We start from the raw sequence: 22,572 nt of genomic DNA, 5'->3' as shown, positions 1-22,572 counted from the left end.
GGCGCACTGTCCCACGCGCACTATTGCACGGCAACCTCCGAGGCGGATCCGACGAAGGTAGGTGATTGGTCACCCCGTACCGGCCGGGCAGACCTGGCGGGTCAGATCTCTGCGCCGTACAGGCCGAGACCGATCACGCGGACAACGACCGACCCGTCGTCAGTGCCCTGCAGGATCAGGTGGAACCCCGACTGATCGTAGAACTCGCCCAGGGGTGGGTCCTGGTCGTTCTGCAGCAGGCACACCACGTCGCCGGGATGGGTCTCGTAGGCAGCGTCCCCGGTGCCCCGCGCCATCGACGAAGAGGTGATCTCCGAGCCATCCCGCATGAAGTAGGGCCCGTAGAAGGAGCCATAGCCGAAGTCCTCGCTGAGGGTCCCTCCACCGATCACCTCGCAGGAATCCACGCGAGTCCCGGGAGGCACGACGTCGGCCCGGCCGAAATCGAGGGTTCCGTCCTCACCGAGGGTGGAGAAGTCCGTCTGCCCGTCCACCAGCGGCGGGTTGACCGTGCCCTCGATGAAGTAGTCGGCGGCGGCGTCATCACCGGCGATCAGCAGATCGGCCACTGCCTGGGCGTCCTCGACCGACGGCTGCCGCACGTCCCCGGTCGGGGTGTGCACCACTACATCGGTGGAGATGAATCCTTCACCGGTCCACTGCCAGCTCATGGTTGCTGTTCCGGACTTCTCGCAGGCGCTGCATGCCTGGTCGCCGAACAGTTCGATGCCGCCATGCGTGTACGTGAGCGTGCTGCCGGTGACCGCGAGGTCCTCCAGGTAGGGCTTCGGTGAGGTGCCGGGCTGGGGGTAGTTCTCGTCCAGGGTGTCCATCCAGCCTGCCAGCTCGAGGTCACCGTCGTAGGCCGCGAGCGCGGGGTAGGTGTAGGAGCCCCCTCCGAAGCAGTGGACCGCCACGATCGTGAGAGCCCTTCCGTCCGCCTCCAGCACCGCGGTCTCGTCCCCCAGCAGGTACGAGCTGGAGGGGGCGTTGCCCGGGGCCTCGCCGTCGGTGAACTGCACCGGGGTGGTCCCGTGATCGGCTCCGCCGTACTCGCCGTCGAAGTACATGTAGTCGGCGCACCCCGGTGGTATCAGCAGTGCCGCGTTGCGGAGCTCGTCGAGCGACGGAGCCGGTGGTGGCGGCTGGGTCTGCTCGGTGGCCGAGGCCTCCGGACTCGAGCCGGTGCCCTCCTGGCCCGGGGCAGTGGGTCCGCCGTCGTCGGAGGCCGATGCGGTGGCGCCCTCCGGCCGCTGCGCGGCCGGGCCGCCCTCATCACCGTCCTGGCCCGGGCGAAGCAGGAAGAACCCGGCAGCAGCGAGGACCAGTGCCAGCACTCCGATCCCGGCGAGCATGACCAGCAGCCCTGTGCGGCTCGCCCCGTCGACATCTCGTCCGCCGGGTTCCGCCTGCCCTTCCCGCGGTGCGGGCAGTGGTGCCTCGGGGGTCTGGTTGCTGTCGCGCTGCGGGCCAGTGGGACTCGTCATCTGGAACTCCTCGCTTCCGTGGTGCGGGGGAGCGCACCTACCTGGGTCCTGGCGCCGCGCATGGCACACCCGTTGCGGGCCCGGCCACAGCACTCGTCGCCAGGTCTGCCACCGAACCCTCGCACTCTGCCGGCATCGTCCCCCGAATGGTCCTTCCGGTCGTACTGCTCTAAACGTACGTGTGCGCTGTCGCGCCGACAGGGAATTCTGCGGTATCGGTCCCGTAACGTTCCGCTCCGGTGTGCCAACCACCCTCCGCTATGGCACTGGCCGCACGAACAGGACCTCCGCCCTGCCCCCGTGAGAAACTCGCATCCATGCCTGGCCCCTCCTCCCCCACCCCCGAACCCGGGGACGAGAGGCAGACACCGCAGACCCCCCGCGAGGCCCGCGCCCGGGTGGACCGCGACATCCTGCGCCTGGCGATCCCCAGCCTCGGAGCGCTGATCGCACAGCCGCTGTTCGTACTGGTGGACTCAGCTTTCGTTGCCCGCGTGGGCACGGTGTCCCTCGCGGGCCTGGGCCTGGCCTCCGTAGTGCTGACCACGGTGGTGGCACTGTCGGTGTTCCTGGCCTACTCCACCACCGCCGCCGTCTCGCGGGCCTTCGGTGCGGGCCGGCGTGCCGAGGCGATCGCCCGCGGGGTCGACGCCTGCTGGCTGGCGCTCGGCATCGGAACCCTCAGCTGCCTGCTGCTGCTGGGGGCCGGAGACCCGCTGCTGGACCTGTTCGGTCCCTCGGCCGAGGTGCTCGCCGAGGCCCGCACCTACCTGCACATCAGCACCTTCGGCCTGCCCGCCATGCTGGCCGTCCAGGCCGCCACAGGGCTGGTGCGCGGACTGCAGAAGGCGATGATCCCGCTGGTGGTGGCCGGTATCGGTGCGGCAGTGAACGTGCCGCTGAACTGGTTCCTGATCTTCGGGCTGGACCTGGGGATCGCGGGCTCGGCGATCGGCACCATCATCGCCGAATGGGGCATGGCGATCGCGCTGCTCACCGTGGTGGCCCGCTGTGCGCGGCGCAACGGCGTGAGCCTGCGACCTCAGCTGAAGCAGGTGGCCTCCGCCGGCCGCGACTCGGTGCCGATGTTCGTGCGCACCCTGACGCTGCGGGTGGTGCTTCTGGTCTCCACGTTCGTGGCCACCGACCTGGGGGCCGTGCAGCTGGCGGCCCACCAGTTGGCGCTGACCCTGTTCAACCTGTTCGCACTGGCTCTGGACGCCCTGGCGATCGCCGGTCAGGCACTGGTGGGCAAGTACTTGGGCGCCTCGGACACCCGCACGGTGCGGGCGGTGACCTCGCGCCTGGTGAGCTGGGGCGTGGGCGGGGGCCTGGTCACGGCAGCGCTGCTGTTGGCCGTCTCCTACCTGGCCCCGGCCGTGTTCACCCCGGATGCGGCGGTGCAGGAGAACCTGCGCGCTGCCCTGTGGGTGCTGATCATCGCTCAGCCGATCGCCGGGTACGTGTTCGTGCTGGACGGGGTGCTGATGGGCGCGGGTGATGCCCCCTACCTGGCCAAGGTGGGCGTGATCACGATGCTCGCCACCATGCCGGGCGCCGCGTGGGTGGCGTTCTCGGACCTCCCGGACATCTGGGCCCTGGCCGGGGTGTGGATCTCCTGCACGCTGGTGTTCATGATCGCCCGTGCCATCACGCTGGGGCTACGAGTGCGGGGCGACGCCTGGATGCGGCTCGGGGCGTGAGCGTGCAGGGCTGAGGCACCCGCGGCACGCGGCAGGCGGCAGGCGGCAGGCGGCAGGCGGCAGGCGGCAGGCGGCAGGCGGCAGGCGGCAACGCAGGAGACCAGCAAGAGGCACCGCAGGAGACCGACAGAGGGCAGCGCAGCACGCCACCCCGTGCCCACCACCTCGCGCTATGCTCGCGAAATGAGTGAGCGCAGCACCCCTCCCCGCGCCCACCGCTCTCTTCCCGCAGCACCTCGCACCGTCCGCGCCGCACCGCGCACCCTCCCCGCCGCATCACGCGCCTGGCGGATCCTGCTGGTCCTCGCCGCGATCGGCGTGCTGCTGGCCGGACAGTTCCTGCGCAGCAACGACCTGTTCCCCCTGGGCTCGCTGGACCAGTACTCCCGGGGCACCGACCCTGACGGCCACGTGACCAACACCTGCCTGCAGGGCGTGCGCGACGACGGCGAGCCGTTCGACATCCCCTTCGGGAATCACTCGGTGGGCATCCAGCGGGCCGACGTGGAGAACCATCTGCGCACGATCCGCGAGGACCCGGAGCGCCTGGCACCACTGGCTGCGGAGTACGACCGGCGCCATGCCGATGAGCCGGCTCTCACCGCAGTGGTCCTGTGCCAGCGGATCACGCACCTCAAGGACGGCGCCCCGCACGGCGACCCCGAGTTCGTGGAGGTCGTGCGATGGGAGGCCGACGCATGACGGGCGAGCGCACCGTGGGGGAACGCACCATGGGGGAACGCACCATGGGGGAACGCACCATGGGGGAACGCACCATGGGGGAACGTGCACTCAGCCTGCTGATCCCGGCACTTCCCGCCTCCCGCATCACGGCACTGCGCACGATCATCTACGCCTTCGTGATCGTGGACGTGTTTCTGATCGCCAACGACGTGCCCTCCCACGCCACGAACGCCGTTTTCTACGAGCCGCTGCTGCTGGCCCGGATCCTGCACCTGCCCGCCGTGACCACCCCGATCGCCTATGGGCTGCTGGCCGTGATCGTCGTGTCGTGCCTGGTGGGAGTGTCGGGCCGCTTCCCGCGCATCTCCGGCACGGTGGTGGCCGTGGTGTTCACGATCTGGATGCTGTACAGCCAGGGCTACGGGTACGTCTCCCATGACCACCTGGCCCTGATGATCGCCGTGTGGGTGCTGCCCACCGTCCCCTCCCGGGGCTGGCACGACGACACACCGAGCGAGGCCGCAGGCTGGGCGCTGCGCTGCATCCAACTGGCGGTGGTCGCGACCTACTTCCTGTCCGTGCTGACCAAGTGGATCTACTCCGGCTCCCCCATCGCCTGGGCGAACAGCGCGATCCTGGCGTGGGCGGTGATCCGACGCGGATCCCCGTTCGTGCAGTGGACGCTCGAGGTGCCGTGGATCTTCGTCCCGGCACAGTGGGCAGCGCTGGCGATGGAGACCCTCTCGCCGGTGGTGCTTTTCCTGAAGGGCAAGGCGCTGTACCTAGCGGTGGCGGTGTTCGTGCTGTTCCACCTGACCACGTTCATCGCGCTGGGCATCCACTTCCTGCCCACCGTGATCTGCTGGGCGGCGTTCCTGCCGATCGAGCGCCTGCGTGAGCTGCCCGCCCGGCTGCGCCGCGCATAGCACTGCCGCGCCCCCCGCACCTCCCCTTCCCTCCGGGCCCTTCCCCTACGGCTCTTCGCCCTTCCCCCACGGCTCCTCTCCCTTCCCTCCGGGGCCGTTCCCTCCGGGGTCCTTTACCCTTCCCTTCGAACGTCTCCCCCACCTTCGGGACGTCTCCCCGGGACTCACGGCCGGACGCACCTCAGAACCACGAATGGTTCCCTCGTGCGTCTCGCGCTGGTGACATGGGACTGCTTCCCAATAGGGCAGTACGGCGCGCATTTCAGAACCACCTCTAGGTTCTCAGATGCGTCTCGCTCTCAGTCTTCGCCACAGCCCCACCGGGCCGTCGGCTTCGGGCGGCCCACCACGTCAGCGCGAGTTCTGCCATGGCACGCCGCATCGCGTCATCCCTGCCTCGATGAGTGGACACTGGTGGCTGCGAAACAGGCGTTCTTCAACCACCAGCGTCCACTCACCCGCCGGGAAGGGAGCGTGACCGCGAACGTGACCGCGAACAGGTAGGGGGAATGACCGCGGAGGGGGCGCTGCGGAGGACCCGGGACAGCACCCGGGTGCGGTGACGCACTCCTCCCTCAATCTCCCTGGCTCACCGGGGCCATAGGTCCCTAGACTTCCCCGGTGCGCACCTCCTCTTCCACCGGCCCGGAGCCGGCCTCCAACTCTGCCCACGCCGCCGCCTCCCCCGCCGTGACCAGCGACGCCTCCCCCGCCGTGACCAGCGACGCCTCCGCGACCGGTGAGTCCCGGTCGTCGGCCGAGGGCGCGCACCCGCAGCACGCGGCCCCGGAGGCGATGTCGGCCCGCGACCGTTCGGTGATCATGCTGCTGCTGGTCTCGGCGTTCGTGGTGATCCTCAACGAGACGATCCTGTCGGTGGCGCTTCCGCCGATCATGGACGACCTGGGCATCGTGGAGACCACCGCGCAGTGGCTGACCACCGGGTTCATGCTCACCATGGCCGTGGTCATCCCGATCACCGGCTACCTGATGGGCCGCTTCTCCACCCGCCAGGTGTTCACCGCCGCGATGACCGCGTTCACCGTGGGCACCGTGATCTGTGCACTCGCGCCCAGCTTCGTGCCGCTGCTGGCCGGCCGCATCGTGCAGGCCACCGGCACCGCGATCATGATGCCGCTGCTGATGACCACGGTGATGAACCTGGTGCCCGCGAACCGGCGCGGCCGGGTGATGGGCAACATCTCCATCGTCATCTCCGTGGCGCCCGCACTGGGCCCCACCATCTCCGGGCTGATCCTCGCCTTCGCCCCCTGGCGGATGCTGTTCGTGCTGGTGGCCCCGATCGCCGTGGGTGCGCTGATCCTGGGCCTGCGCCGCATCGAGAACGTCAACGAGACCACCGACTCCCCCGCCGACCCGCTCTCGGTGATGCTCTCCGCGATCGGCTTCGGCACCCTGGTGTACGGCCTCACCGGCATCGGCGGCGGCGGGCACGGCGCGACCGACGCCGGCGGTGCGGGCCAGGCCGTCGACCCCGCAGCCGACGCCACCCTGCTCGGTCTGCCGGTGACCTCCGTGGTGTGCCTGGCGATCGGGGTGCTGGCGCTGACCGCCTTCGTTCTTCGCCAGCTGTCCCTGCAGAAGCGCGACCGCGCCCTGCTGGACCTGCGCACCTTCGCCCACCGCAACTTCACCGTCGCGGTGGTGCTGATGATGGTGATGATGGCCGCGATGTTCGGCACCGTGGTGCTGCTGCCGATCTTCCTGCAGAGGGTGCTGGAACTGTCCACCCTCACCGTGGGCCTGATGATGCTGCCGGGTGGCCTGGTGATGGGCCTGGCGGCCCCCTTCGTGGGCCGACTCTTCGACCGTGTCGGCCCGCGCCCCCTGCTCACCCCGGGCCTGGTGCTGGTGGTGGCCGGCGTGTTCGTGCTCTCCCGCGTGGGTCTGGACTCCACGCCCGCGCTGATCGTGGCCGGTCACCTGACGATGTCGGTGGGTCTGGCGCTGGTGTTCACGCCGCTGTTCACCACGGCGCTCGGCTCCCTGCCCAAGCCGCTGTACGGGCACGGCTCGGCGATCGTGGGCACCGTTCAGCAGGTGGCCGGTGCCACCGGCGCCGCGGTGATGGTCGCGCTGATGAGCCGGGTCGCTGCGGGTGTCGCGGCCGACGGCGGCACGGAGCTCGAGGGCATTGCCCAGGGAACCTCGCTGGCGTTCCTGGCCTCCGCGGGACTGGGCGTGATCACCATCGTGATCAGCGTGTTCATCCGTCGGAACCCGGACTCAGCCGCCTGAGCCGGACTCAGCCGCCCGAGCCGGACTCAGCGGCCTGAGCCCCGCTCGCTCCGCCTGCCGGGACGGCTGCCCGATGCTGGGCGGTCGCCCTGCACGGGGCGGCTGGCCCTGACGGGGCGGGCCACCCGGGCAGGGCCGTGCGCGAGGGCCGAACGGCCACCGTCGCGCCGGCGGATCAGGGCCTCGCGCAGGTACGGCATCGCCAGCTCCACATGACCTCGGCCGGCGGGGCGGATCATCTCGTCGGCGATCAAGCGGGAGCGGTACACGTTCTGGTTGTTCTGGTCGATGCCCATGCGTCGGGCCACGTCCATCACGGCAGAGGGGCCGTCGTCCTCGAGCATCGCCAGCAGGTACTCGTCCTTGCGGCCGTTGATGTCACGCAGGGCCGGGCCGTGCACGTTGTGCACCATCGCGTCGATCGCGAACTCGCGCGCCCCCTCCACGTCCTCGATCTCGATGGTCCCGCTCGTGCCGCTGCGCTGCCAGGCCTCAGCCCCCACCACCTGGATCAGGTACGGGTACCCCTGGGAGATCTCGCCGGCCCGGACGGCAGCCTCGGGGGTGATGTGCTTGTCGGTGTCGGCGACGGTGGTCATGATGACCTGCGCGGCGGTGCCCACGTCCACGCTGCCGATCTCCACCTGGTGGGCGCGGCGCAGGAAGGTGGTCTTGGGGTTCGCCAGCAGCTCGTCCACCCCGGCGCGTACCCCGGCTGCCACGAAACCGGCGGCATGGCCGCGCTGGGCGAGGTCCTGCATGTGCTGGGTGATCACGTGCACCTGATCGGGATCGGCCGACTGGACCTCGTCCAGCAGCACCAGCAGTCCTCCGCCGCGCAGGGACGCCAGGGCCGCCAGGCGGTCCAGCAGCACCGCCAGCGGCACGTCCTCCCCCTCGTAGCGGTCGCTGATCTCGCGGCCCAGGCTCGCGCCGGCGCCCAGCGCGGAGATGGAGCCGGAGGTGACCCGGGAGTCGCGCGCCTCGGGATCGAGGTCGCGCAGGGCGTGCACGGCCCGTCCGCGCAGCTCATCGGCCAGTGAATCGGAGGAGGTGTGCAGGGCGATGACCTCCCAGCCCACCTCCTCGGCCACGTCGTGGAACTGGGACAGCAGCACCGTCTTCCCCACCCCGCGGGCGCCGGAGATCAGCACGGAGCGGTGCCCGGCGGGGCGGGTGCCCTCCAGCGCCTCGGCGAAGTCCTCCACCGGGGTGCCCTGCATGGCCAGCACAGGAGGGGTCAGGCCGAAGCCGGGCGTGAATGGGTTGCGGTCCATTCCGCCAGCCTACCCATCGGCCGCGCTACGCCCTGTTATGGATTGTTATTCTTCCGGATCGGCACGGTGCGGTCAGGCGGTCGCCTGCGCGCCGTCGCTGGGGGCCGTCGCGCCACCGGCAGTCGACGAGGCCCCGCCGGGAGCCGTCGCGCCGCTTCCGAGAGCAGGGTCCGCTCCCGCCTCGCGGCGCTTGCGCTCCTAGCGGCGGAACCAGTTCACCAGCACCCCGGGGACGAAGCGGTCCACGAACGGGGCGCCGAAGCGGGCCAGCACCTCCACGATCGCCCCGATGATGAACGCCACCAGCGGCATCCAGGCTGCCAGGCCGTAGCCCACGGCCATGGTGGTGCTGCCCCATCCGCCCATCTCTACGTTGACCCGGGTCCACACCAGGGCCATCAGCACCAGCGAGCCCACGAAGTAGGTGCACGGCAGTGCCAGCCAGGAGACGATCTGGGCCAGCACGTCGCCCTTCTCGATGTGGCGGCCGCGGTTCCACAGCAGCGGGATCAGCACCAGCACCGCCAGCGCGAACAGCGCCGTCGGGATCCACGCGTACCAGGGGTAGTTGAACAGCCACTGCATCTCGTTCATGCGCTCGACGCCCACGTCGGGGAGGTCACCGCGCATGGTGACGTTCAGCGGCACCACGAGCATGCCCAGCCCGGGCAGCACCGCGAGAGCGTTCAGGCCCCAGGCGGGCAGCAGCAGGAACATGGGCAGGATGAGGCGGCCGTCCCCGTCGGCGAGCAGCTGGATCGCGACAACGACCGCTGCCACCACGGCCACGGGGACCGCGAAGGTGAGGGCGTGGGTGAGCGCGAGGCGCGGTGCGGCGGCGAGGTCGGCCACCCGATGCCACCAGTGCGGCTTCTCCATCCCGGCCAGGTGCCCCAGGAAGATGGGGATCCCGATCAGGGCCCAGGTGCCCAGGAACATGTCGAACCCGGCGGTGTGCATGGACACCGACACCCCCAGTTCGTCGTCGCCACCCCCGAAGGCGGTGATGCGGGTGACGATCACCGCGAAGACCGCGACCGCGAGGCCGGAGATCCCGGACCACAGGAACGCGCCGAGCGGGCCATTGCTGCCCCATTTCCCGCTGCCCCAGCGGCGCTGCACCAGGAGCGAGGCGAGGAAGGCGGTGCCGGCCATCACCACGGTGATCAGCAGGGGCATGCCGCGCCAGCTCGCCGAGATGTTGCCGAGGAAGCCCAGGGCGAGGTCGATGTCGTACGAGCCGAAGCTGGCCAGCGCCACCAGCTGGAAGGGGATGCCCAGCACACCCAGGATCCCTCGGAAGCCAGGGCCACCCGTTCCACTGGGCGTCGAAGGTCCACCAAGGGGATCCGTCACCCCGCCGCCCACGTCCGGGAGTCCAGCGGTGACGACCGCGAGCACCAACGAGATGATCACCACGATGGCGGCGCCGAGGGCCGCGAGGTACGCGAGGGCGCCGGCGGCGAAGGTGGGCAGCGGGTTGCCGATCCCGAGCCGGCGCAGGGTGGGTGCGAGCTGTGCCGCCCCGGTGCCGACTTCCCGTGTGGCCGATGCGCCTGACTCCCCGGGGGTGCTCGGGCCGGGGCTGGTAGGACCGGGGCCTGCGGACGAGGCCCACGGGGCAGGCCCGGCCGAAGGGGCCGACGGCGCCGGCGCAGGTGCGGGCGCGGGCGAGCCGTAGGGGGCAGGTCCGGCCGAGGGTGCCGACGGCGCAGGTGCGGGCGCGGGCGAGCCGTAGGGGGCGGGCCCGCCGTCATGCCCCTGCTCAGAGCCGTACCCGGGGTACCCGTTGCCGGGATATCCGCTGCCGTCGTGCGGCCTGTTCGTGTCAGACATGTGTGTGCGCACCTCTCGCGTGCCTCGACCTGCGGGGCGCGTCCCGTGCACTCCCTGGTCACGAGCCTATCCGCGACCAGGCCGAAGCACGACACCTCGGTGCGGATTCCTGGTATGCAGCCGGGTACATGCCAGGAATCCGCACGCAGCTTCGGGGCCGGGCAGGCGGGGGCGACCCCTGCAGCGCCGGGCCAGCCCGATACCCGGCCTTACCCGGGTGCCCCGCTACCCGGTCACACCAGGGCGGCGACCTCCTCGCGCACCTGACGGGTGGCATCGACCAGGTGGCGCAGGCTGGCCTCGGTCTCCTGGTAGCCGCGGGTCTTCAGGCCGCAGTCGGGGTTGGCCCACAGGCGCCGCGCGCCGATGCGCTGCTCGGCGCGACGCAGCAGCTCCACGATCTCCTCGGTGCCGGGAACGCGCGGGGAGTGGATGTCCCACACGCCTGGGCCGATACCCCGCTCGAAGCGCGCAGGGTCGATCGCGTCCACCACCTCACCGCGGGAGCGGGCCGACTCGATGCTGGTCACGTCCGCGTCCAGGCCGTCGATCGCGTCGATCACCTCGTTGAACTCGCTGTAGCACAGATGGGTGTGGATCTGGGTGGCGGCGGTGGCACCGGCGGTGGCCACGCGGAACGATTCCACCGACCAGCGCAGGTAGGCGTCCTGCGCGGCGCGGCGCAGGGGCAGCAGCTCGCGCAGGGCCGGTTCATCCACCTGGACGATGCCGATGCCCGCCGCCTCGAGGTCGGCGATCTCGTCGCGCAGGGCCAGGGCCACCTGGGTGGCGGTGTCGGCCAGCGGCTGGTCATCGCGCACGAAGGACCAGGCCAGGATGGTGACGGGCCCGGTGAGCATGCCCTTGACGGGCTTGTCGGTGAGGGACTGGGCGTACTGGGACCAGGCCACCGTGATCGCCTCGGGGCGGGACACGTCACCGAACAGGATCGAGGGTCGGGTGCAGCGGGAGCCGTAGGACTGCACCCAGCCGTGCTCGGTGACCACGAACCCGTCGAGGTGCTCGGCGAAGTACTGCACCATGTCGTTGCGCTCGGCCTCGCCGTGCACCAGTACGTCCAGGCCCAGTTCCTCCTGCAGGGCGATCACGCGGTCGATCTCGGCGCGCATCGCCTCGCGGTACCCGGCCTCGTCCAGGCGCCCGGCGCGGTGATCGGCGCGGGCACGGCGCACCTCGGCGGTCTGCGGGAAGGAGCCGATGGTGGTGGTGGGCAGCAGCGGCAGGTGCAGCGCCTCATCCTGCGCGGCCTGACGCTCGGCGAACGGGGCGCGCCGGCCGGCGTCGGCGCCGAGTGCCGCGACGCGGTCACGCACGGCCCGATCGCGCACCCCGGGGAAGTCGCGCACCACGGACCGGGGTCCATCCACGTCGCCGGGGGCCACGTCGCCGCCCGCGAGGCTCACCACCTCGGCCACCTTCTCGTCGGCGAAGGCGAGGGTGGCGCGCAGGGCGGGGTCCAGGTCCGTCTCGCGGTCCAGGCTGTGGGGCACGTGCTGCAGGGACACGCTGGTGGCGGCGGTGACCGCCGCAGGGTCACCTCCGGCCGAGCGGACCCGATCGCGCAGCGCATCGAGTCGCGCGGCGGCGGTGGGCAGCTCGGTGCGCCACACGGTGCGGCCCTCCACCAGGCCCGCCACCAGGGCGGTGCGGCCAATGCCGGCGAGCTGCTCGGTGGTGGGCAGGTCGCCGCGGGTGAGATCCAGGTGCACAGCGTCCACACCGGTGGCCAGCAGCGCGGGCAGGGCGTCGCCGATGCCGCCGTAGGGGGTGGTCACCAGGATCTGCGGGCGGGCACCGGGGGTGCCGAGGGCTGATGCGGCGGGCTCGGCGGGGCCGCTTTGGGTGGCCGGGCCAGAGGCGAGGCGGCCGATGGAGCGGCGCAGTGCCTCTGCCAGCTCGTCGGCCGTCAGGCCAAGGTCGGTGGCGAGGATCGGCTCGTCCAGCTGCACCCACGGGGCGCCAGCTGCGGCGAGGCGCTGCAGTACCTCGGCGTACACCGTGACCACGTCGTCCAGGCGGTCCAGGGGGGTGAAGCCCTCGGGGGCGTCGTCCTCGGCCTTGGCCAGCAGTAACAGGGTGAGTGGGCCGACGAGCACCGGCCGGGTGGTCACCCCGGCCTCGCGCGCCTCGGTGAACAGGTCGATCACCTGGGTGGAGGCGAGATGGAGGTCGGTGCCTGGGCCGATCTCGGGCACCAGGTAGTGGTAGTTGGTGTCGAACCACTTCGTCATCTCCAGCGGCGGACGCTCGGCGTCACCGCGGGCCAAGGTGAAGTAGCCGTCGGCATCGACGATGCCGGTCTCGGCCAGCACGTCGGCGAAGCGGGAAGGGATCGCGCCCACGGTCACGGCGGCGTCGAGCACCTGGTCGTACAGGGAGAAGGTCTCCGGGATCGCGGCGGGCTGGTCCAGGCCCAGCCCCACCAGGCGGTCGCGGGTCGCGGCGCGCAGGGCGGTGGTGCGGCGGTCCAGTTCGGCGCGGTCGATGCGGCCTGCCCAGTAGGCCTCCTCGGCCTTCTTCAGCTCGCGCTCGGGGCCGATGCGGGGGTAGCCCACGATGGTGGCGGCAGGCAGCGGGGTGCGGTGGTCGTCCGGCCCCGGGGCAGCGAGGGCGGTGGTCGGGGGCTGGGGTGCGTTCGGCTGAGCGGTGGTCATCGGGGGTCTCCTTGGTGCGGGGTGGCGGCGGGATCGGGGGTGCCAGGATCGGGGGTGCCGGCGGTGGACCAGCGGTCCAGGTCCAGGGCGTCGAGCACGTCGAGGGCCTCGGCGTGGCGGTTGAAGGTGTACAGGTGCAGGCCGGGCGCTCCGGCGTCGAGCACCCCGCGGATCAGGTCCACGGTGAAGCGGGTGCCGATGCGTCGGCGTTCGGCGTCGTCGGCCGCACACTCCAGGGCGTGCAGCAGCTCGCGGGGTGCGTGCACACCGGACAGCTCGGCCAGGCGGTGCAGGCGCTTGGGGTCGGTGGCGGGGATGAACCCGGGCACCAGCGGGATCTCCACACCCGCGCGGCGGGCCCGGGTCACGAGATCGCAGTAGTCGGCCGGGTCGAAGAACACCTGGGTGATCGCGAAGTCGGCACCGGAGCGGGCCTTGGAAACCAGCACCTCCACGTCGTGCTGCCGGGTGGGTGATTCGGGGTGGCGCACCGGGTAGGCGGCCACGCCGATCGCGAGGCGTCCGCCGGCCAGCAGGGCGCTGCGGTCGCGCTCCACCTCGCGGATCAGCTCCACCAGGTAGCGGGCGAAGGGGAACTCGTCGTCCTCGGGCACGTGGCCCTCCGGCACGTCGCCGCGTAGGGCGAGGATGCCGCGCACGCCGCGGTCCAGCAGGGCCTCGATGGCGGCGACCAGGTGCTCCCGGCGGGCCCCGACGCTGGTCAGGTGCACCAGGGGGCGCAGGCGGGTGTGCTCGAGCACGTGGTCGGTGAGCTCGAGCACCCGGGCGAAGTTCTGGTAGCCGGTGCGGGAGGTGACCGAGACGTAGTCGGGGGCGGTGTGCTCCAACTGCGCGACGGTCTGCTGGAGACGCTCGAAGGAGGAGCCCGTGCGGGCGGGGAACAGTTCGTAGCTGAGCGCCGGGCGGCGGCGCGGGGACGGGGCGGGCAGGTGCTCCGTGGGGTCCGGGAGTGTGGCGGCCGACGGCGAGCGCTGCCCGACGGGATCACGGGAGGGCCGGACCGGGCGAGTACCGGTCGCAGACGGAGCGGTGGCGGCGCGCCCGGTCGGCGGGGCGGTAGCGGGCGGTGAGACGAGGCTGATCGGTGGCATGCCCGCGAAACTAGGGCGGCACCTGCGGCGGGTGGAAGAAAGATGAGCGCCTGTGAACCCCCGCGTCAGCGGCGCCTCGGGGATTCACGCGGGTTCACGCGGGCGCCACTACTCGGGCCCCAGCGCCTCAGCGCCTTAGCCCCTTAGCCCCTTAGCTCCTCACACCCTCAGCCTCTCCCCAGATGCCACTCACACACCCTGGTGAGTGGACGCCAGTGGCTATTCTGGACCCGTTCCGCAGCCACCAGGGTCCACTCACCGGTGCTGCTGGCCCGTCGAGCACCGGCGCCCAGCAGCGTCGAGGATCTCGACTGAGCGCCTGGCCCGTACTGGATCTACCCCGTCTGCTTCCGGGTGCTCTCGTGGAGTGCTTCGCCGATGCGGTCCACCGCGCTCTGTCCATCGTCGTGCATGTCTGCCTGGGTGATGATCACTTCGTGAAGGCCCAGCTGCCGCGCACGCTCAGCGCGGCGGATGTCCTTCACCTGCTGCTCCGGTGTGCGGTGGACGGCGCTGTCGTACTGGACACTCACGCCGTGATCCCTCCACAGCAGGTCGGGCTCATGCCGCACGTGAGTGCCGGGCACCAGGAGCGACGGGTTCAGCTCGGGTTCCGGGAGCCCAGCAGCATGACAGTGCAGACGCAACCTCGTCTCCATCGGGGAGTCCGATCCGACTCTGACCAGAGGCAGAGCCTCGCGCAGTCGCGTGGCCGCGCGAAGCGAGGAGTCTGCCGCCTTTGCGAGCATCTCGACCGTGGCGTACGCCTTTGTGCGCCTCTCGATACGCGGTCGTGGAATGCGCACCAAGTGATCGGCGGCAACTACGAGGCCCCATACCGAGAGGTGCTCCCCGAGGTCTGCCCACGTGCGCACCCTCGTCGTGAGTCTCACCCCGTCGATCTGCATGATGTCCGCGGGGGCGAAGCTGCGTCGGGACCATCGCAGCAGAGCATCAGGCCGGGGCCGACGCTGCGGAGATGTCGCCAGGTGCAGCGGCCTCACCTGCAAGGATCGGGGTACTGGGATCGCGAGCATCCGGGCAGCCGTCGGCCCGACCACCACAGCGTGCGGGTCCTGCCGGCACAGCGCACGGACGATATCCACATCGGTGTACTCGGCGTCAGCTGTCGCGAAGAGGCCATGGCGGAGCTTGGTGAATCCTGGTCCTCGCAGCTTGCCACGGGTCATCCCCACCTCGAGAGCCTCGCTGAAGGTGAACACGGGACCGGGGAGGCTCAGCGGGTTGAGCTGATGCGCAGCTGTCATAGGTCGAGTGTCGAGGCGCTTTCTCTCCGCGCCTCGCCTTCACTGCGTTCTGTGGACGATGTGGCGATGGGGAGGAACTCAGAGGAACTCAGCTGCTTCGGGCCCGTAGCGGGTCGACGCTGTGTGCCTCGCTCCCACCGCCCCGAAGCGCGCCCCTCCGTCCCGCACCCCGCCGACGCCCACCTCGCCGTCCCCCGCCTCGCGGTCTCCCACCCCGCCGCCTCCCGCCCCGCCGATCTGCCGTTGAGTGGACCGCAGTGGCTGATAAACGCCCCAGAAGCAGCCACCAGCGTCCACTCACCGGTGCTGCTTGTCCGTCGAACAGCGACAGACCCACCACGGACGTCACTACTCGGCTTCTAGGCGCCCTCATCCCCGCCCCGGGGGGTCCCCGGCGACCGGCTCAGGCCGCCCCGCGCAGGGTACGGCGGGCGATGATCGCGGCGAGCACCATGAGTGCTGCGCCAATGCCGCTGGTGATCACCACGCCGGAGTCGAAGGCGTGGCGGGCGCTGTCCAGCATCGGCCCGGCGATCTGCTCGGGCAGGCCCGCGGCCACGGCCGTCGCGCCGCCCAGGGTCTCCGAGGCGGCGGCCTCCTGCGCAGGCGAGAGGCCGGTGGGCAGCTGTACGCGGCTGCGGTAGGCGGCGTTCAGCAGACTGCCCAGCACGGCGGTGCCCAGCACGGCACCGGTCTCGTAGGCGGTCTCGGAGATGGCCGAGGCGGCGCCGGCCTTCTCGGCGGGTACCGCGGAGAGGATCAGGTCGTTGCTGATGGTCTCGGCTCCGCCCACGCCGGCGCCCAGCAGGGCGAAGGCGATCAGCAGCATCAGGTCCGAGCCCCAGGAGCCGGTGACGGCGGCGATGGTGAAGGCCACCGCGTTCAGCAGCAGGCCCCCGGTGACGATGGTGGCCGGGGAGACGTGCCGCACCAGGCGCACCACCGCGAGGCCGGCGATGATCGTGACCAGCAGTCCGGGCAGCAGCACCAGGCCGGCCTCCATGGGGCTGCGCCCCGAGACCAGCTGCAGGTGCTGGGAGATGAAGTACAGGAAGCCCACCAGGGAGAACACGCTGAGCAGGTTCGCGGAGACGGCGCCGGTGAACACGGGCCGGGTGAACAGGGTGACGTCCAGCATCGGCTCGGGGCGGCGCAGCTGTCGGCGAACGAAGGCGATGCCTGACAGGACAGACACGGTCGCGGCGGTGATCGCCATGGGGGTGGCGCCGGAAGTGGCGAAGGTCTTGATCGCATACACCAGCGGGGTCATGGTGGAAAGGGCCAACAGCACACTGACCGGGTCCACGGGGCCGGGGGCGGGGTCCTTGGACTCGGGGATCAGGATCGGGCCCAGGATCAGCAGCGGCAGCATCACCGGTACGGCCAGCAGGAACACGGAGCCCCAGGCGAAGTGCTCCAGCAGGAATCCGCCCACGATGGGGCCCAGGGCCGCGCCGCCGGAGAACCCGGCCGCCCAGATGGCGATAGCGGTGCGGCGCTCGGTGGCGTCGGTGAAGATGTTGCGGATCAGGGAGAGGGTGGCGGGCATCAGCATCGCGCCGAAGAAGCCCATCAGGGCGCGGGCGGCGATGAGGGTGGTGGCGTCCGGTGAGAACGCGGCGAGCGCGGAGATCACGGTGAAGCCGGTGCCACCGATCAGCAGCATGCGCCGGCGGCCGATGCGGTCACCGAAGCTGCCCATCGGGACCAGGAGCCCTGCGAGGACCAGCGGGTACACGTCCACGATCCACAGCAGCTGCTGGCCGGTGGGGGCGAGGGCCTCGGAGATGGCGGGCAGGGCGAAGGCGAGCACGGTGTTGTCCACGGCCACCAGCAGCACCGGCAGCATCAGCACCGCGAGCGCCCACCAGCGCGCGCCCGGCCTGTCGTGGCGCGTGGTGGCGGTGCGGGCGGGGGCGGGCAGCACAGGGACCTCCGGGGTGGGACGTGCAGGGGCGGGGCGGGGCGGTCGACGGCGTGGGGCGCCGGACCAGCTGATCGACAGGCAGGGGGCGGTAGCTCGTGGTGAGGGACCGACCCCACCGAAGCTAAACCGTCCAGACGGTACAGTCAATCCCCGCCGGACCGCCTGTGATGGGCGTGGCAGATGCTCCGACGGCTCGCGGCCATGCCAGTACGGTGGATCCCATGACCGCTCGCGATGCCGTGCTCGATGCCTACCAGGCGATGCTCCTGGAGGAGGGCCAGCGCGCCACCACGCTGGAGGCGGTCGCAGCCCGCGCGGGGGTGTCCAAGGGCGGGCTGCTGTACCACTTCAAGTCCAAGGAAGCCCTGGCCGAGGGCCTGATCGAGCGGCTCGAGGCCCTGATGGCCGAGGACCTCGAGGCGATGCGCTCGGCCGACGACGGGCCCTCCCGCTACTACGTGCGCACCTCGGTGTGGACCGATTCCGCGCTGGACCGGGCCCTGGTGGCGGTCTCGCAGCTCGCCCAGGAGTCCCATCCCGAGGCCCGGGCAACGATGGCGCGTGCCCGTGATGCGTGGCTGGCGCTGATCCGCGAGGAGGTGGACTCCCCCGCGATCGCCCACGCGATCTTGCTGATCGGTGACGGCCTCTACTTCGATGCGGCGCTCACCGGCGGATCGCTGTCCACCGAGGTGGCACAGGTGGCCGTGGAGGAGCTGCTGCCGGTGGTGGACCACCTGCTGGAGCTGGGCCGGGGCTGACGCTCCGGTGAACGGGCAAAGAAACTGGTCTAGGCCCGGGGCTGACGCTCTGGTGAGTGGACCTCAGTGGCTGCAGAAGAGCGAGGAAACAGCCACCAGCGTCCACTCACCGATCCGTGCAGGCGGGCGTCAGTTGGCGTTGAGGTACTCCTGCAGCGCCTTCACGGTGGCGTAGTTGGTGCGGAAGTCCCACACACCGTTGTTGCTGTGGCCGATGGCGGCGCGCAGCTTGCGGGTGGTCTCCGCACCGATCTTGCCGTCGGCCTCGGCGCCGATCTTCGACTGCAGCACCTTCACGTCACTGGTGGAGAGGCGGCCGTCCTGCTGGACCCCGATCCACTCCTCCACCGCACGCGTGGTCTTGGGACCGAACTTGCCGTCCACCACCAGGGCTCCGGCAGAGGACGAACCACCGCGCGACGGAGCCGGGGCGGGCTTCGGTGCCGGCGCCGGGGCGGCCGCCTTCGCGGCGGGGGCACCACTGTTCAGGAACTGCTGCAGGGCGCGCACGGTGCCGCGGTCGTACCGGAAGTCGCGGGCACCATTGCTGCCCAGGCCGATAGCGGCACGCAACTGGCGAGTGGTCTCCGGTCCGATCTTGCCGTCGGCCTTGGCGCCGATGCGCGACTGCAGGGTCTTCACGTCGCCGCTGGAGAGGTAGCCGTCGGCGTTCACTCCGATCCAGCGCTCCAGGGCGCGAGTGCTGGCCGGGCCGAACTTCCCATCCACCACCAGCGCGCCCGCGGACGGGGCCGGGGCGGGCTTCGGTGCCGGGGTACGCCCCTCGGAGCGGGAGGCCCCCGCGCCACCACCGGGCTGGGCGTGAGGGTCCGCACCACCGTTGGTGCGGGTCAGGCCGGCCTTCTTGCTGCAGGTGGGCCAGGCGCCGGGGCCCTGCTGATGCAGGGTGCGCTTGGCGACCGCGATCTGCTCACCCTTGGTGGCCCCGTTGGCGGTGGAGGCGTACTCGGCGCCGCCGAAGGCCTTCCAGGTGGAACGGGAGAACTGCAGGCCACCGTAGTAGCCGTTGCCGGTGTTGATCGACCAGTTCCCGCCGGACTCGCACTGGGCGACCTTGTCCCACACGGAGTCGTCCGCGGTGGCCAGGCCCGCACCACCGAGGCTCAGACCCGCAGCGATCACGGCACAGCCGGTGGCGGCCGCGACCTTGGGGGCCACGCGCGCGCCCTTGAAGTACTGGGCGCTGCCGTCGGCGCGGTGGGTGGGGGTACGACGGGGCTCGGTCATGGGGATGCTCCTGGGGGGAGGGCAGGGACAAGCGGGGCACACAGAACGACGGTGGCCTTCCCGCGCAGCTGCGTCGCCGACGGGTGGGCCGTGCTCACCGTGCCCTGAAGCAAGAGTTTCCGGAAGACCGAGACGGCTGTTCAGCGCATTGTTTTGCGGATTCTTTACGCCTCACGGGAGTAATTCGGAATGACATCATTGTCATTCACCGCACCGCGGGCGAGACCCCTCGTGGTGCAGCAGTCGCCGTTTCTCAGCACTCGCCATCGCTCAGCACGCCTCATCGGTGCCAGGCTCCCGCACGGCGGCGGAGGCGCGGCCGGTCTCTGCCTCGATGCACACGTCGTACACCAGGCCCGTGCTCGGATCCGCCAGCATCACTTGCGGCGGCTCCCCCGGGGTGTGCGGCACCACCGACGCGATCACGCCGAAGGGGACTTTCGTGACCTCCGGCGCCTCCCCCGACAGGCCAGGCTCCGTGATGACCTCGAGCTCCCCGTCGAAGCCGTACGCCTCGTACGTCCCGTACGGGGCGGGGAACACCACGAGCTGCGGCACGGTCGCCACTCGCGCCTCTACCTCGGCGCCGGGTGGCAGCAGATCATCCGCGAGGCCTCGTGGGATCTCGGGGACCTCGTCCGATTCCAGCGCGTCGGTGTCCCCGTCGTTCTCCAGCACTGCCGTGCCCTCGTCGAGCGGCAACTCCTCGACGGGGTACTGGACCTCGCATCCGCCCAACGGGTCCGCATGGGTGGACAGGCACTCCTCCAGCTGGCGGACGATCTCGTCGATCACGTACTGGTGCCCCAGCTCGCTCAGGCCATAGCCGGTCTCCCCGAGCCGGGGTCCCCGGATGGTCAGCTGCGCCGGTGCGGTGACGGTGGCCGCGATCGGGTCCAGGTACTCGCCGGCGTCCGGCATCGCGATCTCGTACGTGCCAGGGAGCAGGGCGATCGACACCGTCGGCTGCCCCATGTCATCGATCTGCGGGGTCAGATCCGCGATGGGGAGCGCGAACCCGTTGACCAGGATCTCGAGGGTGCCCAGCGGATACGTCACCAGTGCGCTGGTCAGGGGAACGGGATCCACACGCCAGTCCACGGGCGCGAAGGGGCCGGCGGAGTGCGCGGTGAGGGCGAGCTCGGTCTGCTTCTGCTCGGGGCCGGCGTCCAGGGTGACCTGCACTGTGGCCGCGGTGTCCGATGCTTCCACCGCGTTGATCCGGTAGCTGGTCACGCGATCCTGGGCGGCCTGGTAGATCGGGCCGGCGAGCGTGGCGCCGGTGGCACCCCGGAGGCTCTCCGAGTGGGCGGTGAGCACCTCGACGTCGCCCTCCACCAGCGCATCGAGGTACTCGCGGGCGGCCCTCTCCGGGGAGTCGACGAACACGAACGACGGCAGCACCAGCACGGCACCGATGATCAGCGCCAGGGTGCCCACGATCGCGAGGGTGCGCCGGCGCGGGCTTCTGCTGCGCGGCCACCGCCCCTCGGGGCCGGCGGGGCTGCCGGGGCGCTCCGATTGTCCCGGGGTACCGCCGGAGCCGGAAGCGCTCCCTGGACCGACATGAGTGGAGCGAAAAGGTTTCTTCTGGCCGTTGAAGCGACCATTTCGCTCCACTGGTGAGGGATGGGTCGCGCGGGGGTCGGGATGGGTCGCGCGGGGGTCGGGATGGGTCGCGCGGGGGTCGGGATGGCTCGCGCGGGGGTCGGGATGGGTCGCGCGGAGGTCGGGTTGGGGCGCGCGAGGGTCGGGATGGGTCGCGTCGGGTGCAGGGCGACGGGCGGTAGGGCGAGGAGGGTCGAGGGCGGTGTCGAGGGCGGTGTCGTCGGTCGCGGGGGCGTTCTCGTCGTCCCAGCCGGTGGGGATGACGCGCGCCTGGTGCTGCGGCCGACGCCTCCTCATGTCGCTCCGGGCTGGGACTTCTCCCGCGCTCGGTCAAGGACGCTCACACCCATCGCGGCCAGGGTGAGCACCATGATGAACACCAGGGCGATGGTGAAGGCCTCGAGCCATTCGGTGCCGGACTCGGTGAGGGAGAAGATGATGCCGGGGATCATCGCGGTGCCCAGTGCCGCGCCAACGCGCTGGCCCAGCTGCAGGATGCCGCCGGCGACGCCGCCGTAGCGGGGGTCCACGGAGTTCAGGGTGAGGGTCTGGTTCGGGGAGATGGTCATGCCGTTGCTGAGGCCCATCAGGGTCAGCGGCAGAGCGAGCATCCAGAAGCTGACGGCACCGGATTCGACGGGTCCGGCCAGCAGGGCGGTGCCCAGCAGGCCCACGAAGGCGACGGCGAAGCCGATGATCACCATGCGGCGGCCCAGGGTGAGCACGTAGCGGCCGGCGATCTGGGAGGAGACGGCGGCGGCGAGAGCGGAGGGCAGGCCCAGCAGGGATGCCTCGAAGGCGGTGTGGTCGAGGTGCATCTGCAGGTACAGCGGCACGATGATCCAGATGCTGGTGGAGCCCACGAAGTACACCGAGACGATGAGGATGCCGTTGCGGAAGGCCTTGTTGGAGAAGATGGCGGGGTCCACCATCGGGGGTCGGCCCTTGTGCTTGTAGCGCTGCTCCCAGGCCCACCAGGCACCCACCAGCACCAGGCCCAGGGGGAATGCGAGCCACACCAGGGTGCTCACGCCGCGTTCCAGGAACGGCAGCATGATCAGCAGGATCGCGATGGACAGCAGGATCGTGCCGACGGGGTCGAGGTCGGCGCGCTTGCCGGTGCGGGCGGCACGGTCGTCGGGCAGGTAGCGGAAGGCCCCGGCGATGGCGAGGATGCCGATGGGCACGTTCATGAAGAACATCCAGCGCCAGCCCTGGTCGGGGCCGAGGATCTGGATCAGCAGGCCGCCGATCACAGGTCCCACGGCGGTGGCGACGGCCACGGTGGTGGCCAGCAGCGCGAAGGCGCGGGCGCGGTCCTGGCCGCGGAAGTGCTGCTGGATCAGGCCCACCGTCTGCGGATTCAGCAGGCCGGAGCCGATGCCCTGCAGAATGCGGGAGACGTTGAGGATCTCCACACTGGGCGCGAAGCCGGAGAGCAGGGAGCCCAGGGTGAAGATCCCGATGCCGATCACGAGCATGCGGCGCCTGCCGGTGGCATCGCCCGCGCGCCCGGCCGGCACTAGCAGCATGCCGAAGGCGAGGGCGTACCCGGAGATCACCCACTGCAGGCCGCCGGAGGTCGCGTCCAGGCTCTCGCCGATGGCGGTCAGCGCCACGTTGATGACGCTCACGGCCACGAGCGCCATGAACAGCGGGGCGAGGAGGACGGCGAGCAGGGGCTTGCGCCGCACCGGGGGCTGAGCGGCGGGATGGGCGGCGGAACTCACCTGTGCAGGATATGCCCCGGGCGCCGACTAAGCGTGTGCGGGGGCGCGCGAGGTGAAGCGGGCCGAGCCGC

At 71.0% G+C, this 22,572-nt stretch carries 15 protein-coding genes; 5 read left to right on the top strand and 10 right to left on the bottom strand.

What is annotated here, in order from left to right; translation table 11 throughout:
• Positions 1–101: 101 nt before the first annotated feature.
• A complete protein-coding gene (locus tag JOD52_RS00470; protein WP_204408439.1) occupies positions 102–1,487 on the bottom strand; it encodes a hypothetical protein in 1,386 nt (461 codons plus the stop codon).
• Positions 1,488–1,804: 317 nt separating this feature from the next.
• Here JOD52_RS00470 and JOD52_RS00465 point away from each other — a divergent pair, with 317 nt between their 5' ends.
• The 4 genes from JOD52_RS00465 (at position 1,805) to JOD52_RS00450 (ending at position 7,059) form a co-directional block, all read left to right on the top strand.
• Positions 1,805–3,190, top strand: coding sequence for an MATE family efflux transporter (locus JOD52_RS00465; RefSeq protein WP_239551670.1), 1,386 nt, complete (start codon positions 1,805–1,807; stop codon positions 3,188–3,190).
• A gap of 183 nt (positions 3,191–3,373) precedes the next feature.
• Positions 3,374–3,892: a hypothetical protein gene (locus tag JOD52_RS00460; protein WP_239551668.1), complete on the top strand. Its 519-nt coding sequence runs from the start codon at positions 3,374–3,376 to the stop codon at positions 3,890–3,892.
• On the top strand, positions 3,874–4,800 hold the full coding sequence (locus JOD52_RS00455; RefSeq protein WP_239551666.1) for a hypothetical protein: 927 nt from the start codon (positions 3,874–3,876) through the stop codon (positions 4,798–4,800). The genes JOD52_RS00460 and JOD52_RS00455 overlap by 19 nt, the downstream gene beginning before the upstream one ends.
• A gap of 621 nt (positions 4,801–5,421) precedes the next feature.
• A complete protein-coding gene (locus tag JOD52_RS00450; protein ID WP_204408437.1) occupies positions 5,422–7,059 on the top strand; it encodes an MDR family MFS transporter in 1,638 nt (545 codons plus the stop codon).
• Positions 7,060–7,085: 26 nt separating this feature from the next.
• Here the strand turns inward: JOD52_RS00450 and JOD52_RS00445 are convergent, their stop codons facing one another.
• The 6 genes from JOD52_RS00445 to JOD52_RS00420 form a co-directional block, all read right to left on the bottom strand.
• Complete coding sequence (locus JOD52_RS00445; RefSeq protein ID WP_204408436.1) at positions 7,086–8,336, bottom strand: ATP-binding protein; 1,251 nt, start codon at positions 8,334–8,336, stop codon at positions 7,086–7,088.
• 198 nt (positions 8,337–8,534) lie between these two features.
• A complete protein-coding gene (locus JOD52_RS00440; protein WP_204408435.1) occupies positions 8,535–10,172 on the bottom strand; it encodes a hypothetical protein in 1,638 nt (545 codons plus the stop codon).
• A 233-nt stretch (positions 10,173–10,405) separates the two neighbouring features.
• A complete protein-coding gene (gene metE / locus JOD52_RS00435) occupies positions 10,406–12,847 on the bottom strand; it encodes a 5-methyltetrahydropteroyltriglutamate--homocysteine S-methyltransferase (protein WP_239551664.1) in 2,442 nt (813 codons plus the stop codon).
• Positions 12,844–13,959 carry a methylenetetrahydrofolate reductase gene (locus JOD52_RS00430; protein WP_017824849.1) on the bottom strand — a complete coding sequence of 372 codons (1,116 nt, stop codon included), beginning with the start codon at positions 13,957–13,959 and terminating at the stop codon, positions 12,844–12,846. The genes metE and JOD52_RS00430 overlap by 4 nt, the downstream gene beginning before the upstream one ends.
• A gap of 335 nt (positions 13,960–14,294) precedes the next feature.
• On the bottom strand, positions 14,295–15,182 hold the full coding sequence (locus tag JOD52_RS00425; protein WP_204408434.1) for a hypothetical protein: 888 nt from the start codon (positions 15,180–15,182) through the stop codon (positions 14,295–14,297).
• 448 nt (positions 15,183–15,630) lie between these two features.
• Positions 15,631–17,154, bottom strand: coding sequence for an MFS transporter (locus JOD52_RS00420; protein ID WP_204408433.1), 1,524 nt, complete (start codon positions 17,152–17,154; stop codon positions 15,631–15,633).
• A 221-nt stretch (positions 17,155–17,375) separates the two neighbouring features.
• Here JOD52_RS00420 and JOD52_RS00415 point away from each other — a divergent pair, with 221 nt between their 5' ends.
• A complete protein-coding gene (locus tag JOD52_RS00415) occupies positions 17,376–17,915 on the top strand; it encodes a TetR/AcrR family transcriptional regulator (RefSeq protein ID WP_204408432.1) in 540 nt (179 codons plus the stop codon).
• Positions 17,916–18,044: 129 nt separating this feature from the next.
• Here JOD52_RS00415 and JOD52_RS00410 read toward each other — a convergent pair whose 3' ends face one another.
• The 3 genes from JOD52_RS00410 to JOD52_RS00400 form a co-directional block, all read right to left on the bottom strand.
• Positions 18,045–19,163, bottom strand: coding sequence for a transglycosylase family protein (locus JOD52_RS00410; RefSeq protein ID WP_204408431.1), 1,119 nt, complete (start codon positions 19,161–19,163; stop codon positions 18,045–18,047).
• 270 nt (positions 19,164–19,433) lie between these two features.
• Positions 19,434–20,603 carry a hypothetical protein gene (locus tag JOD52_RS00405; protein WP_204408430.1) on the bottom strand — a complete coding sequence of 390 codons (1,170 nt, stop codon included), beginning with the start codon at positions 20,601–20,603 and terminating at the stop codon, positions 19,434–19,436.
• A 461-nt stretch (positions 20,604–21,064) separates the two neighbouring features.
• Complete coding sequence (locus JOD52_RS00400; protein WP_239551971.1) at positions 21,065–22,420, bottom strand: MFS transporter; 1,356 nt, start codon at positions 22,418–22,420, stop codon at positions 21,065–21,067.
• Between the last annotated feature and the right edge of the window lie 152 nt (positions 22,421–22,572).

The organism is Brachybacterium muris, from assembly GCF_016907455.1.
Classification (GTDB): domain Bacteria; phylum Actinomycetota; class Actinomycetes; order Actinomycetales; family Dermabacteraceae; genus Brachybacterium; species Brachybacterium muris.
This window is presented reverse-complemented; position numbering and strand designations above follow the sequence as displayed.